The 13,446-nt window shown below is 65.7% G+C and carries 14 protein-coding genes and 1 pseudogene; 13 read left to right on the forward strand and 2 right to left on the reverse strand.

Annotated elements, in window-relative coordinates; translation table 11 throughout:
- Positions 1-55: 55 nt before the first annotated feature.
- The 11 genes and pseudogenes from JEY66_RS21465 to JEY66_RS21515 all read left to right on the forward strand — a co-directional run bounded on the left by JEY66_RS21465 (position 56) and on the right by JEY66_RS21515 (position 10,001).
- Complete coding sequence (locus JEY66_RS21465; protein WP_018271943.1) at positions 56-826, forward strand: pyridoxine 5'-phosphate synthase; 771 nt, start codon at positions 56-58, stop codon at positions 824-826.
- Positions 823-1,239, forward strand: coding sequence for a holo-ACP synthase (gene acpS / locus JEY66_RS21470; RefSeq protein ID WP_016844006.1), 417 nt, complete (start codon positions 823-825; stop codon positions 1,237-1,239). The genes JEY66_RS21465 and acpS overlap by 4 nt, the downstream gene beginning before the upstream one ends.
- 283 nt (positions 1,240-1,522) lie before the next feature.
- Positions 1,523-2,284, forward strand: coding sequence for a signal peptidase I (lepB, locus tag JEY66_RS21475; protein ID WP_018271942.1), 762 nt, complete (start codon positions 1,523-1,525; stop codon positions 2,282-2,284).
- On the forward strand, positions 2,281-3,102 hold the full coding sequence (rnc, locus tag JEY66_RS21480; RefSeq protein WP_018271941.1) for a ribonuclease III: 822 nt from the start codon (positions 2,281-2,283) through the stop codon (positions 3,100-3,102). The genes lepB and rnc overlap by 4 nt, the downstream gene beginning before the upstream one ends.
- The gene (era, locus tag JEY66_RS21485) at positions 3,095-4,018 is read left to right on the forward strand and encodes a GTPase Era (RefSeq protein ID WP_018271940.1); all 924 of its coding nucleotides are present in this window, start codon (positions 3,095-3,097) and stop codon (positions 4,016-4,018) included. The genes rnc and era overlap by 8 nt, the downstream gene beginning before the upstream one ends.
- Positions 4,019-4,032: 14 nt before the next feature.
- A complete protein-coding gene (locus tag JEY66_RS21490) occupies positions 4,033-4,413 on the forward strand; it encodes a hypothetical protein (RefSeq protein WP_016844011.1) in 381 nt (126 codons plus the stop codon).
- Positions 4,414-4,469: 56 nt separating this feature from the next.
- Entirely contained in the window at positions 4,470-5,216 is a 747-nt protein-coding gene (gene recO / locus JEY66_RS21495; RefSeq protein WP_018271939.1) for a DNA repair protein RecO, read from the forward strand.
- 168 nt (positions 5,217-5,384) lie between these two features.
- Positions 5,385-5,603, forward strand: a pseudogene (locus JEY66_RS21500) (hypothetical protein); the annotation flags it as partial.
- A 119-nt stretch (positions 5,604-5,722) separates the two neighbouring features.
- Positions 5,723-7,978 (forward strand): DNA topoisomerase IV subunit A, encoded by a 2,256-nt coding sequence (gene parC, locus JEY66_RS21505; RefSeq protein ID WP_016844013.1) that lies wholly within the window; start codon positions 5,723-5,725, stop codon positions 7,976-7,978.
- 108 nt (positions 7,979-8,086) lie between these two features.
- Positions 8,087-9,043 carry a cation diffusion facilitator family transporter gene (locus tag JEY66_RS21510; RefSeq protein WP_018271938.1) on the forward strand — a complete coding sequence of 319 codons (957 nt, stop codon included), beginning with the start codon at positions 8,087-8,089 and terminating at the stop codon, positions 9,041-9,043.
- A gap of 154 nt (positions 9,044-9,197) precedes the next feature.
- Positions 9,198-10,001 carry an N-acyl homoserine lactonase family protein gene (locus JEY66_RS21515; RefSeq protein ID WP_085964945.1) on the forward strand — a complete coding sequence of 268 codons (804 nt, stop codon included), beginning with the start codon at positions 9,198-9,200 and terminating at the stop codon, positions 9,999-10,001.
- On the opposite strand, the gene JEY66_RS21520 is transcribed toward JEY66_RS21515, so the two are convergent.
- On the reverse strand, positions 9,992-10,810 hold the full coding sequence (locus JEY66_RS21520) for a helix-turn-helix domain-containing protein (RefSeq protein ID WP_018271936.1): 819 nt from the start codon (positions 10,808-10,810) through the stop codon (positions 9,992-9,994). The genes JEY66_RS21515 and JEY66_RS21520 overlap by 10 nt on opposite strands.
- Before the next feature lie 90 nt (positions 10,811-10,900).
- On the opposite strand from JEY66_RS21520, the gene JEY66_RS21525 reads away from it, so the two are divergent.
- Positions 10,901-11,779 (forward strand): DMT family transporter, encoded by an 879-nt coding sequence (locus JEY66_RS21525; protein WP_026192847.1) that lies wholly within the window; start codon positions 10,901-10,903, stop codon positions 11,777-11,779.
- Here the strand turns inward: JEY66_RS21525 and JEY66_RS21530 are convergent, their stop codons facing one another.
- On the reverse strand, positions 11,780-11,971 hold the full coding sequence (locus JEY66_RS21530) for a hypothetical protein (RefSeq protein ID WP_018271934.1): 192 nt from the start codon (positions 11,969-11,971) through the stop codon (positions 11,780-11,782).
- 174 nt (positions 11,972-12,145) lie between these two features.
- On the opposite strand from JEY66_RS21530, the gene JEY66_RS21535 reads away from it, so the two are divergent.
- Positions 12,146-13,402, forward strand: a complete 1,257-nt coding sequence (locus JEY66_RS21535; protein ID WP_026192846.1) for an adenylate/guanylate cyclase domain-containing protein — start codon at positions 12,146-12,148, stop codon at positions 13,400-13,402.
- Positions 13,403-13,446: the final 44 nt, after the last annotated feature.

Below are 13,446 nucleotides of genomic sequence, written 5' to 3' on the forward strand. Positions count from 1 at the left end.
GCGCCGCTCCTCAGGATGAGGGGATGGTTCAACTGGTTTGTCAGAGAGTGATTTGATGTCGTCTCCGCCGCTGCGTCTCGGTATCAATGTTGATCACGTCGCCACCCTGCGCAACGCGCGCGGCGGTGCGCGGCCCGATCCGGTGCGGCTGGCGCTTGCCGCGATCGAGGCCGGCGCCGACGGCATCACCGCGCATCTGCGCGAGGATCGCCGCCACATCCGCGATGAGGACATGGCGCGGCTCAAGGCCGAGATCTCCAAGCCGCTGAATTTCGAGATGGCGGCGACCGATGACATGCTGCGGATCTCGCTCGCCACCAAGCCGCACGCGGTTTGCCTGGTGCCGGAACGGCGCCAGGAACTCACCACCGAAGGCGGCCTCGACGTCGTCGGCCAGCACAACGCGCTGGCCCCGTTCATCGCACGGCTCAATGACGCCGGCATCCGCGTCTCGCTGTTCATTGCCGCCGATCCCCGGCAGATCGAGATGGCCGCGAAGCTGAAGGCGCCGGTGATCGAGATCCACACCGGTGGCTGGTGCGACGCCGTGGTCGACGGCCACCAGGACAAGGCGGAGGCCGAATGGAAGCGGATCGTCGCCGGCGCCAGGCTCGCGCAGGCGGCCGGGCTCGAGGTCCATGCCGGCCATGGGCTCGACTATGACACCGCGGAGACGATTTCCGCGCTGCCCGAAATCCGGGAGTTGAACATCGGCTATTTCATGATGGGCGAGGCGCTGTTCGTCGGCATCGCCGGGACGGTGCGTGAGATGCGTGCGGCAATGGACCGCGGCCGCGCCAGGGCGCAGGGCGCCGTCAGCGCATGATCATCGGCATCGGCTCCGACCTGATCGACATCACCCGGGTGGCCAAGGTGATCGAGCGCCATGGCGAGCGATTCCTCGAGCGCATCTTCACCGACGCCGAGCGCGCCAAGGCGATGCGCCGCGCCAACAACGAGAAGATGGTGGTGGCGACCTACGCCAAGCGCTTCGCCGCCAAGGAGGCCTGCTCCAAGGCGCTCGGCACCGGTATCCGGCGCGGGGTGTGGTGGAAGGACATGGGCGTCGTGAACCTGCCGGGCGGACGGCCGTCGATGCGGCTGACCGGCGGGGCGCTGGCCCGGCTCCAGGAACTGACGCCCGAGGGCATGCAGGCGCAGATCGACCTTTCGATCACCGACGATTGGCCGTTGGCCCAGGCCTTCGTCATAATTTCGGCGGTTGCGCCCGCCAGATGAGGCCGCGGCGCCGGATTCTGCCGGAAAACTTCAGAAAACTAAAAAATCATTGATATTTCAATGAATTGCGAAGTTTTGAGGCGACGATTGATTGCACCCCTGCGAACAACCGTCTAAAACGCCGCAGGGTTATATCGAGCGAGATGCTGATTCCGGGTTTAGGCCGGAATTTGCCCTCAAGATCAGAATCAAGGCCATTTTCCTCACGCGAAGGCCGAACGCTTCGCGCGAAGAGAACGTTCTGCCACCGCGTGGACATCAGTCCACGGGAATTGGGAAAGCAATGAGCGTGACCACCGGGACCAAATCTGAAAGCGGCTTGGGCGAGACCGTCCGGGTCGTCATCCATGCTCTTCTGATCGCGCTCGTTATCCGCACCTTCCTGTTCCAGCCGTTCAACATCCCCTCCGGGTCGATGAAGGCGACGCTCCTGGTCGGCGACTATCTGTTCGTCTCGAAATATTCCTATGGCTACAGCCACTATTCGATCCCGTTCTCGCCGAACATTTTCTCGGGCCGCATCTTCGGCTCGGAGCCGAACCGCGGCGACATCGTGGTGTTTCGCCTGCCGCGGGATGACTCCACCGACTACATCAAGCGCGTCATCGGGCTGCCCGGCGACCGCATCGAGGTCAAGAGCGGGCTGCTCTACATCAACGACGAGCCGATCAAGCGGGAGCGGCTGAGCGATTTCGTCGGCGAGGATCCCTGCGGCTCGGCGGATGCGACCGCCCGCGTCAAGCGCTGGAAGGAGACGCTGCCGAACGGCGTCAGCTATGAGACGCTGGACTGCACCGACAACAGCTACATGGACAACACCATCGTCTACACCGTTCCGCCCGGGCATTTCTTCATGATGGGCGACAACCGCGACAACTCCACCGACAGCCGCTTCCTGTCGCAGGTCGGCTACGTGCCGTTCGAGAACATCATCGGGCGGGCCCAGATGATCTTCTTCTCGATCGCCGAGGGCGAGCAGGCCTGGATGATCTGGCGCTGGCCGCTTGCCGTGCGGTGGAATCGCCTATTCTCTATCGTGCGATGAACGACGATACCGCAGCCATCAACGATCCTGCGCCGACCGGCGAGCCGAGCCAGACGCCTGCCGCCGACAGCACAGCCGCGCCGAAGAAACGGCGCAGCAAGGCGGCCAAGGCCGCTGAGGAGAAGGCCGCGATCGCGGGCACCGAGGCGCGGATCGGGTACACGTTCCAGGATCCCGCGCTGCTGACCACCGCGTTCACCCACGTCTCCGCGCTGAAGCCCGCCACCCGCAACCGCGCCGACAGCTACCAGCGGCTGGAGTTCCTCGGCGACCACGTGCTCGGGCTGATCGTATCGGACATGCTGTTCCGATCGTTCCCCAAGGCCGACGAGGGCGAATTGTCGAAGCGGCTCGCCGACCTCGTGCGCAAGGAGAGCTGCGCCGACGTCGCCAAGGCACTCGGGCTGCTCGAGGACATCAAGCTCGGCATGGTGAAGGCGGTCGAGGGCGCCCGGCTGCGCAAGTCCGTGCTCGGCGATATCTGCGAAGCGGTGATCGGGGCGATCTTTCTCGACGGCGGCTATGAGGCCGCGCGCCAGTTCGTCGAGCGCAACTGGACCGAACGGATGCACAAGCTGCGCCGGCCGCTGCGCGATCCCAAGACCGTGCTGCAGGAATGGGCGCAGGGCAAGGGGCTGCCGACGCCGGTCTATCGCGAGGTCGAACGCACCGGCCCGCATCACGATCCACAATTCCGCGTTGCGGTTGACCTGCCGGGCCTGGCCTCCGCCGAGGGCCTCGGTGGCAACAAGCGCGCGGCGGAGAAGGCGGCAGCATCCGCGATGATCGAGCGCGAAGGCGTCGGCACCAATGACTGACGAGGCCAAAGGGCAAGGGGACGCGACGCGCTGTGGCTTCGTCGCGCTGATCGGTGCGCCCAATGTCGGCAAGTCGACGCTGGTCAACGCGCTGGTGGGCTCCAAGGTCACGATCGTCTCGCGCAAGGTGCAGACCACGCGCGCGCTGATCCGCGGCATCGTGATCGAGGGCAACGCGCAGATCATCCTGGTCGACACGCCAGGGATCTTCGCGCCGCGGCGCCGGCTTGACCGCGCCATGGTGTCGACCGCCTGGAGCGGCGCGCACGACGCCGATCTCGTCTGCGTGCTGCTCGATGCGAAGTCGGGCCTCGACGAAGAGGCCAACGCGATCCTGGCCAAGCTCGAAACCGTCGCGCATCCGAAGATCCTGGTGCTGAACAAGGTCGATCTCGTGCAGCGCGAGAAGCTGCTGGCGCTGGCGCAGGCCGCCAACGAGCGGATGCGCTTCGAGCACACCTTCATGATTTCGGCGCTGTCCGGCGACGGCGTTGCCGATTTGCGCCAGACGCTCGCCAAGCTGGTGCCCGCAGGGCCGTTCCTCTATCCCGAGGACCAGATGTCGGATGCGCCGATGCGGCATCTGGCGGCCGAGATCACCCGCGAGAAGATCTACAGCCATCTGCATCAGGAACTGCCGTACCAGTCGACGGTCGAGACCGACAGCTGGACCGACCGCAAGGACAAATCGATCCGCATCGAGCAGACGATTTTTGTCGAGCGCGAGAGCCAGCGCAAGATCGTGCTCGGCAAGGGCGGCGCCACCATCAAGTCGATTGGCGCGCAGGCGCGTGCCGAGATCTCCGAGATCATGGGCGTCCCCGTGCATCTGTTCCTGTTCGTCAAGGTGCGTGAGAACTGGGGTGACGATCCCGATCGCTACAAGGAAATGGGGCTGGACTTCCCCAAGGAATAAGAGTCGACGTCTGCATGAACGTGCCCAGAAACGTGCTGTGGTTTGAGGTTCTGCTCTATCTGTCGCTGACGCTGGATGCGCTGTCGGTGGCGTTCCAGGACCGCACGCCGACCATCCTGAAGACCGAGCAGATGATCATGGGCGAGACCCTGACGGCCGGCTGCATGATCCTGCTACTGATGTATTTCGTCCGGCTTGCCGCGCAGCATCGCAAGAACTGGCCGCGCTGGGCGCTGCTCGCGGTGCTTGTCCTGTCGGTGATGTCCCTGGTGCAGGTCATCGGCGCAAGGGGCATGGAGATCGACAGCGCCATCGAGGTCGTGTCGTGCATCCTGACCACCGCCGGGCTGTATTATTCCTTCACCGGCGACGCGCGGGGCTGGTTCAACGCGTAGGGCATGACGCGTGAGGAAAGCTGCGTTCATCCGCGGAATCCTGCTAGACTCCGCACATGGAATGGAGCGACGAAGGCATCGTGCTGGGCGTGCGGCGGCATGGCGAATCCTCCGCCATCGTCGAGCTGTTGACGCGCGAGCACGGCCGCCATCTCGGCCTGGTGCGCGGCGGCGCCAGCTCGCGGATGCGGCCGCTGCTGCAGCCCGGCAACAGCGTTACCGCGGTGTGGCGGGCGCGGCTCGACGAGCATCTCGGCATGTATGCGCTGGAAGGCACGCGGCTGCGCGCGGCGACGCTGCTCGGCTCATCGCACGCGGTCTACGGCGTCACGCATCTGGCGGCGCTGGCCCGGCTGCTGCCGGAGCGCGATCCGCATGAGGACATCTACTGGATGCTGCAAGGGACGCTCGACGATTTCGAGGACGCCGGCGTTGCCGCCGTGCACTTGATCCGGTTCGAGCTCGCCATGCTGACCGAGCTCGGCTTCGGGCTCGACTTGGGAAACTGCGCGGCCACCGGGGAGACGTCGGACCTGATCTATGTGTCGCCGAAATCCGGCGGCGCCGTGTCCCGCGCCGCCGGCGAACCGTGGCGCGACCGGCTGTTGCCGCTGCCGGCGTTCCTGCGCGAAGGCGAGGGCGGGGCCAACAGCTGGTCGGACCAGGACCTGCTCGATGGTTTCCAGATCACCGGCCTGTTCCTGCTCCGCCACGTGCTGGAGCCCCGCGGGCAGGGTCATTCCGACGCCCGCGACGGATTTATCAACGCCGTAACGAGGCGGCGCCGGCTGGCGGGGACGTGATCCCGCGCCCCGAGCTGCTGTTTTGACGGGATCGAGGTCATCGAGCTCGCCTTGCAGGTCGATGGCGCGAAGCACTGACATTCCCGCGCCCCTGTCATGCAGGGCGGGACGGGAACGAGATCGCCTGGTGAAGCATTGCGGGGACGTGGTTCCATCGATGGGCGACCGATGTTTCTGCGGGGAATTGTTATTTCAGCGGCGTTGCTGACGCTGGCGCCGGACGCAATGGCCGGCGAGCAGGGGGGCGTGCTCCGTCGCGTCTCCTGCACGGTGGTTCGCTACTACGTCGCCAGATATTCGGCCGCGGCGGCCGAAAGCTGGGCCAGAGCCCATGGCGCAACCGACGCCGAGATCGATGTCGCCCGCCATTGCTCAAGGAAACTCCCGTCAAGCCCGTGCGGACGGCCGGCCAGTCGGCACAATAATTGCGCGAATCAGGTGCATCGATGCGCGGTTCGCGTGATTCGCGGCTTGCCCGATTCACCGCCAAGGTTTAACGCCTCCCCATGGGAAAACGACAGATTCCGCCGGAAGAGCCGGCCGAAATTCACGAGGTGCCGCTGCGTGACGCGCTCGAGGAGCGCTATCTCGCCTATGCGCTCTCGACCATCATGCATCGCGCCCTGCCGGACGCCCGCGACGGGCTGAAGCCGGTGCACCGGCGCATCCTCTACGGCATGGACCTGCTCGGGCTCGACCCGCGCGCCGCATTCAAGAAGTCGGCCAAGATCGTCGGCGACGTGATGGGCTCGTTCCATCCGCATGGCGACCAGGCGATCTATGACGCCATGGTGCGCCTGGCGCAGGATTTCTCCTCGCGCTACCCGCTGGTCGACGGCCAGGGCAATTTCGGCAATATCGACGGCGACAACCCGGCCGCCTATCGCTACACCGAAGCGCGCATGACCGAGGTCGCGCGGCTGCTGCTCGACGGCATCGACGAGGACGGCGTCGAGTTTCGCCTCAACTACGACGGTCAGTCGAAAGAGCCGGTGGTGCTGCCGGGCGGCTTTCCGAACCTGCTCGCCAACGGCGCGCAGGGCATCGCGGTCGGCATGGCGACCTCGATCCCGCCGCACAACGCGGCCGAACTCTGCGACGCCGCGCTGCATCTGATCGAGAAGCCCGACGCCAAGTCGAAGGCGCTGCTGAAATGGGTCAAGGGCCCGGACTTCCCGACCGGCGGCATCGTGGTCGATTCCAAGGAAGCGATCGTCGAGGCTTACACCACGGGGCGCGGCTCGTTCCGCACCCGTTCGCGCTGGACCCAGGAGGAGGGCGCGCGCGGCACCTGGGTGGTCGTCGTCACCGAGATTCCGTGGCTGGTGCAGAAGTCGCGGATCGTGGAGAAGATCGCCGAGCTCATCAACGAGAAGAAGCTGCCGCTGGTCGCCGACGTCCGCGACGAGTCGGCCGAGGACGTCCGGCTCGTGATCGAGCCGAAATCGCGCACCGTCGATCCGGCGCTGATGATGGAGTCGCTGTTCCGCCTGACCGAGCTGGAAAGCAAGATCTCGCTGAACCTCAACGTGCTGATCAAGGGCCGCATCCCGAAGGTGGTCGGCCTTGCCGAGTGCCTGCGCGAATGGCTCGACCATCTGCGCGACGTGCTGGTCCGCCGGTCCAACTTCCGCAGGACCCAGATCGAGCACCGCCTGGAAGTGCTGGGCGGCCACCTCGTCGCCTATCTGAACCTCGACAAGGTGATCAAGATCATCCGCACCGAGGACGAGCCGAAGCCGGTCTTGATGAAGACCTTCAAGCTGTCAGAGATCCAGGCTGACGCCATCCTCAACATGCGCCTGCGCAATTTGCGCCGCCTGGAGGAGATGGAGATTCGGACCGAGGACAAGGATCTTCGCAAGGAGCTGAAGGGGATCGAGGGCCTGCTCGCTTCCGAGACGGAGCAGTGGGCCAAGGTCGGCGATCAGGTGCGCAAGGTCCGCGACATCTTCGGACCGAAGACGCCGCTCGGCAAGCGTCGCACCACCTTCGCCGATGCGCCCGAGCATGACCTCGCCGCGATCGAGGAAGCGCTGGTCGAGCGCGAGCCGTGCACCGTCGTGATATCAGAGAAGGGCTGGGTGCGGACGCTGAAGGGCCATGTCGAGGATCTCTCGGGGCTTGCCTTCAAGACCGACGACAAGCTCGAGCACTCGTTTTTTGCCGAGACCACCTCGAAGCTGCTGCTGTTTGCCACCAACGGCAAGTTCTATTCGCTCGACGTGGCAAAACTGCCGGGCGGCCGCGGCCATGGCGAGCCGATCCGGATGTTCATCGATCTCGAGCAGGATGCCGCGATCATCTCGCTGTTCGTCAACAAGGGCGAGCGCAAGTTCCTGATCGCGAGCAGCGAGGGGCAGGGCTTCATCGTCAAGGAAGAGGACTGCGTCGGCAACACCCGCAAGGGCAAGCAGGTGCTCAACGTCGAAATGCCGAACGAGGCCCGCGCGATCACGACCGTGAACGGCGACACCGTCGCGGTGATCGGCACCAACCACAAGATGGTGCTGTTCGGCCTCGACCAGGTGCCGGAGATGGCGCGCGGCCGCGGCGTGCGGCTGCAGAAATACACCAGCGCGTCGCTGTCTGACGTTGCGGTGTTCGACGCCAAGACCGGCCTGACCTGGAAGGATTCCGCCGGCCGCGAGCACAGCATGACCATGAAGGAACTGGCCGACTGGCGCGGCAACCGCGCCGACGCCGGCCGGCTCGCCCACGGCCTGCCGAAATCGAACAAGTTCAACCGCGGCGTGGAGTAACTGTAGCGCTGCGCTCCATCCGGGCTACGCGGCTAACTGGCGCGGTGTGATAGTATCCACATTTCACCGCGCTATAACCGTCGCCGACGACATCGGGCGACGGTTGCCATGGCGCACAATCACGACCACGACCACAGCGGTCATTCTCACGGACATGCCCACGCCGGGCATTCCCATGCCGGGCACAGCCACGCGCCTGACAATTTTGGCACGGCCTTTGCGGTCGGCGCGTCGCTGAACACCGCCTTCGTCGTCGCGGAGCTGATCTTCGGCTATTCAGCCAACTCGCTGGCGCTGGTCTCCGACGCCGTTCACAATCTCTCCGATGTCATCGCGCTGCTGCTGGCCTGGGGCGGGGCATGGCTCGCGGGCAGGCGGCCGACCGATACCCACACCTATGGCTACCGTCGCGCCTCGATCCTGGCGGCGCTGTTCAATGCCGGGCTGCTGCTGATCGCGGTCGGCGGCATCGCGGTCGAGGCGATCAACCGCTTGCGCGAGCCGGCCGAGGTTGCAAGCTGGACCGTGGTCTGGGTCGCGGCACTCGGCGTCCTGATCAATGGCGGCACGGCGCTGCTGTTCATGCGCGGCCGCGACAGCGATCTCAATGTCCGTGGCGCCTATCTGCACATGGCGGCGGATGCCGGCGTTTCGCTCGGCGTCGTGATCGCCGCGCTCCTGATCATGGCGACCGGCTGGCAGTGGATCGATCCGGCGATCAGCCTCGTCATCGCGGTGGTCGTGCTGCTGAGTGGCTGGGAGCTCGCCCGCGACAGCGTCAACCTCGCGCTCGACGCGGTGCCGAGGGGGATCGATCTCAAAGAGGTGAGGGATTATCTCGGCGCGCTCGAGGGCGTCACCGAGGTGCACGATTTGCACATCTGGGCGATGAGCACCAGCGAGACCGCGTTGACCGCGCATCTGGTGCGGCCCGGCGGACACGACGATGTCTTCCTGCATCACGTCTGCGCCGAGCTCTCGGAGCGGTTCAGCATCCACCACGCGACGCTGCAGGTCGAGATCAGCAGCGAGACCTGCCGGCTGGCGCCGGCGGAGATGGTCTAGCCGACGCAGCCGGCCGCGCACTCGCATTCAATTGATCGCTCGACCCATGTCGACGTCTTCCACGGGCGGCGACGACACGGCACATTGCGGCCGCGCGCTGAAGCAACCGGCTCGATCAATGGAGGGCAACGTGAAGAAGGCAATCGGTCTTGCAATGTTGTTCTGGGCCGTGGGCGTGCTGCCGCATGCGGACGCCGAGCCGGCGAAATCAGGCGTCGAGAAGCTCTACATCCTCAACTGCGGCGAGGGCGTTGCCGGCGACATTTCACGCTGGTCGCCCGGCGTCAATGAAGGCAAGTCGATGGACTTCGTCGACAATTGCTACCTGATCAAGCACGCCCAGGGCTGGTTGCTGTGGGACACCGGGATTCCCGACGCGGTGACGGCGATGCCGGACGGCCTTGCGCCGGCCGATCCGAAGGCGGTCACCTGGCGGCGGCCGAAGACGCTCGCCGTGCAGCTCGACCAGCTCGGCGTCAAGCCGTTAGACATCAAGGCGATCGCCGTGTCGCACACCCATCCCGATCACATCGGCAATGTCGAGCTGTTCCCGGCCGCGATGCTGTATGTGCAGAAGGCGGAGTATGAGTGGCCCGGCGCCAACAACGCGCCGCGCTTCAAGCCCGAGCATCCCGTGACGAAGCTCGAAGGCGACCGCGACGTGTTCGGCGACGGCAGCGTCACCATCCTGTCGACGCCAGGCCACACGCCCGGCCACCAGTCGCTGCTGGTGAAACTGCCGAAGACAGGCGCGGTCGTGCTGACCGGCGATGCCGTTCACTTCAGGGACAATTGGGACAACCGGCGCGCGCCGAGCATGAACGTCAGCAAGGAGCAGACGCTGGCCTCGATGCAGAAGATCGCCGACACGCTGACAAAGGAGAAGGCGCAGCTCTGGATCAACCACGACAAGGCGCAGCGCGACGGGCTGAAGCTGTCGCCGGACTTCTACGACTGAGCCGCCTTGGCGGGGTTCGCTTTCGACCAGGTTCGAAAGATCTGCGCGGTCTCCTCGTCCATCGGAAAGAAGCTTTCGATGCGCAGCTCCTGCAGCGTGACGTCCTGCGGCGTCCCCAGCGTCGCGATCGTGGTGAACAATTGCAGGCTGACGTCGCCCTTGCGGAATAGCATCGGCAGCACCGGCCCGGATGTCGGCCCCGGCGGCGCGGCCAACGCGGCTTCGACACCGTCATAGGCCAGCAGGCGCTTGAGCAATTCCGCCGTCGCGGTGGTGCCGTCGGCGGCGGCATCGGCCTCGACACTGCGGACGAAGTAGCCGGCCACCACGGTCCAGTTGGTGAGATAGGGGCGCAACACACCGGGCGCGACCAGCGCATCGGCGAGATTGACCGCCGTGCCTGGAGCCAGCGGCCCGACCAGGAATTCCACCAATTGCCCGGCGCCTGAATTGGCGAGCAGCAGATTCCAGTGCCGGTCGACCACGACCGCCGGGAAGGGCTCCTGCTGCGCCAGGATGAAATCCAGTGCGTAGCGGATCTGGGCGAGCTCCGGTGCGGCGAGGTCGGTTTGCCGCCAGACCGGCGCGAAGCCGGCCGCGACCAAGAGCGCGTTCTGCTGGCGCAACGGCACGTCGAGCGCCGCGGCAAGCCGGATCACCATGTCGCGGCTCGGCGCGGCGCGCCCGAGCTCGAGGAAGCTGAGATGGCGCTGCGAGATATCCGCGCGCCCGGCGAGCTCGAGTTGCGAGTGCCCCTTGCGTTGCCGCCACCAGCGCAGGCTGGCTGCAAAATCGCGCTGCTGCGACATGGGTACCTGCCAAATACCTGCCAAGTAGTTGCCGGAATGATCTCGCCGGGCAAGATGCCACAAGCGAACCGAAAACGCATGGGGATCGGGATGGGCGAGTGGATCGGCGTTGCGATTGCACTGGTCTCGAGCTGCCTCGGCGGCACGGCGGCGGCGATCACGCGTTATCTGGCTGGCAACGCCGACCCGATCACATTGGCGATCCTGCGCTGGGCGATCGGCTTTCTCTGCGTGCTTCCCGCCGCGGTCCTGCTCGGGACGAAGTGGCCGCGGCGCGGGGACTTGCCGGCGGTCGCGGCGCTCGGCGTCGCCTTCTTCGGCGTGTTCTTCGTGCTCTATAATCTCGCGATGTCCTACACGACGGCGGCGCGCGCCAGCCTGGCGTTGGCGACCTTGCCGCTCTCCACCATGGTCGTCGGCGCCTTGCTCGGCATCGAGCCGCTGACGATGCGCAAATCGATCGGGGTTTCGATTGCGGTGCTCGGCGTGGCGGCGGCGCTGGCATCCGGGCTGGCGGCAGCGCCACCGGGCGCATGGCGCGGCGAACTGATCATGGCCGCCGCGGTGCTCTGCATGGCCTTCTACAACGTGCTGTCGCGGCCGTTCATCCGCCGCTCCAGCGCGCTCGGTTTCCTTGCCGTCGGCATGGGCGCCGGCGCGGCGGCGCTCGTCGTGGTCGGATCGTTCACCGGCAGCCTGGCGACGCTGCGCGAGTTCGGTCCCTCGCAGTGGATCGCGGGGCTCTATCTCGGGATAGCCAGCGGTGCGCTGGCCTTCATCCTGTGGGTGCTGGCACTTGAGCGGGCCTCGCCGACCCGCGTCGCCAACACCATGACGGTCAATCCGATCGCCGCCGGGCTGCTTGCGAAGCAATTGGTCGGCGAGCCGATCACGGCCAATCTGGTCGTCGGCCTGATCGCGGTCTTTGCGGGCATCTGGATTGCGACGTCGGAAACCAAACCGGTCTGATCAGCCGCGCGGGGCGGCCGGCGCGGTTGCCGGCGGGGCAGGCGAGTGCTTCGGCTTCAGCGTGCCGGCGTAGAACGACAGGACGAACACCAGGATAAGACCGACAAGATAGACCCCATAGGATTGCGGCGGGGTGATCGCCCATTGCATGAGGCGACGCATCGGGTTTTGCGGGTCAGTGTCGTTGTCCATGCGCTGTTGTGCGCGAGCGGCCGGACAAAAGGAAGCGGAATCGGCGCTCTTCGGCGGTCGTGTTCCGCAGGAAATGGTGAGGCGGGCGGCCTTGCAATGCCGCATTGGCGTTCGCATCTGTCACGCGACCAGCAGGCCTTCCTCCCGCACCAATTGCCCGGCATAATCCAATCTATGGAACTGACACCCCGTTTGCGCCTGATGAGTTGGCTGGTCCGCCAAGGTCTGACGGGCCTGCCGGAAAACGACCTGCTGCGCGGTTTCTGCGAGCGCTGCCGGGCCGCGGGCATGCCGCTGTCGCGGGCGATCGTCTTCATCGACACCCTGCATCCGATCTTCGAGGGACGCGGTTTCCGCTGGAACGACGGCGAGAGCAACGAGGCCGACATCTTCGAATACGGCTCGACCAGCGCCGGCGAGGCCAGTCAGACCTGGCGGCGGTCGGCCTTCTACCACATGCTCGAAAACGGCCATGACGAGATAGTGATCGATCTCGCCGACACCTCGCACGATTTCTCGATGATCGGCGAACTGGCCGAAAAGGGCCACAAGCATTTCGCCGCCTTCGTGCATCGCTTCGGCGAGGCCGGCACGATCGGCGAGATGGACTGCTTCTATTCCTACTACACCACGCGTCGTTCGGACGGGTTCGACGAGAACCATCTGGCGGCGCTGCGCGACCTGGTGCCGGTGCTCGGGCTCGCGATCAAATCGGCTGCCCAGGTCGAGATCGCCCGCACGCTGGGGCGGGTCTATCTCGGCCGCGACACCGCGGAGCAGGTGCTGCGCGGACGCATGCAGCGCGGCATCACCGAGAAGATCAAGGCCGTGCTGTGGTACTCCGACGTGCGTGGCTCGACCGCGATCAGCGAACGCATCGGCCCGGACGAGATCATCCCGTTCCTCAACGACTATGCGCAGGCCTCGATCGACGCGATCCATGACGCCGGCGGCGAGGTGCTGAAGCTGATCGGCGACGGCGTGCTGGCGATGTTCACCGGCGAGAACGTGGCAGGCGCCAAGCGAGCGGCGCTGCGGGCCGAGCACAGATTCCGGCATAACATCCGCGTGCTGAACGATCGCCGCGAGAACGAGGGTCGGCCGACCACGACGGCCTATGTCGGGCTCCATGTCGGCCAGGTGTTCTACGGCAATATCGGCAGCGAGGACCGGCTGGATTTCACGGTGGTCGGGCCCGCCGTCAACGAGGTCAGCCGGATCGCCTCGATGTGCGCCTCGGTCGATCGCGAGCTGTTGACCTCGACCGATTTCCGCACCGGGCTCGACGCCGCCGGCCGCAACTATCTGGTCTCCACCGGCCGCTTCGTGCTGCGCGGCATCGGCCATGCGCAGGATCTCTACACGCTGGATCCGGCTGTCGCCGCCGACGAGGTGGTCGGCGGCAAATACGAGCGTTACCTGGCGAGCTAGCGTCTCTCCACCGTCATTGCGAGAAGCTCGCGACAAAATTGCCG

The organism is Bradyrhizobium elkanii USDA 76 (assembly GCF_023278185.1).
Lineage (GTDB): Bacteria > Pseudomonadota > Alphaproteobacteria > Rhizobiales > Xanthobacteraceae > Bradyrhizobium > Bradyrhizobium elkanii.

Coding starts and splice junctions, on each gene's coding strand:
- JEY66_RS21465 (WP_018271943.1), top strand. CDS start 56: ATGTCGTCTCCGCCGCTGCGTCTCGGTATCAATGTTGATCACGTCGCC.
- acpS (WP_016844006.1), top strand. CDS start 823: ATGATCATCGGCATCGGCTCCGACCTGATCGACATCACCCGGGTGGCC.
- lepB (WP_018271942.1), top strand. CDS start 1,523: ATGAGCGTGACCACCGGGACCAAATCTGAAAGCGGCTTGGGCGAGACC.
- rnc (WP_018271941.1), top strand. CDS start 2,281: ATGAACGACGATACCGCAGCCATCAACGATCCTGCGCCGACCGGCGAG.
- era (WP_018271940.1), top strand. CDS start 3,095: ATGACTGACGAGGCCAAAGGGCAAGGGGACGCGACGCGCTGTGGCTTC.
- JEY66_RS21490 (WP_016844011.1), top strand. CDS start 4,033: ATGAACGTGCCCAGAAACGTGCTGTGGTTTGAGGTTCTGCTCTATCTG.
- recO (WP_018271939.1), top strand. CDS start 4,470: ATGGAATGGAGCGACGAAGGCATCGTGCTGGGCGTGCGGCGGCATGGC.
- parC (WP_016844013.1), top strand. CDS start 5,723: ATGGGAAAACGACAGATTCCGCCGGAAGAGCCGGCCGAAATTCACGAG.
- JEY66_RS21510 (WP_018271938.1), top strand. CDS start 8,087: ATGGCGCACAATCACGACCACGACCACAGCGGTCATTCTCACGGACAT.
- JEY66_RS21515 (WP_085964945.1), top strand. CDS start 9,198: ATGTTGTTCTGGGCCGTGGGCGTGCTGCCGCATGCGGACGCCGAGCCG.
- JEY66_RS21520 (WP_018271936.1), bottom strand. CDS start 10,810: ATGTCGCAGCAGCGCGATTTTGCAGCCAGCCTGCGCTGGTGGCGGCAA.
- JEY66_RS21525 (WP_026192847.1), top strand. CDS start 10,901: ATGGGCGAGTGGATCGGCGTTGCGATTGCACTGGTCTCGAGCTGCCTC.
- JEY66_RS21530 (WP_018271934.1), bottom strand. CDS start 11,971: ATGGACAACGACACTGACCCGCAAAACCCGATGCGTCGCCTCATGCAA.
- JEY66_RS21535 (WP_026192846.1), top strand. CDS start 12,146: ATGGAACTGACACCCCGTTTGCGCCTGATGAGTTGGCTGGTCCGCCAA.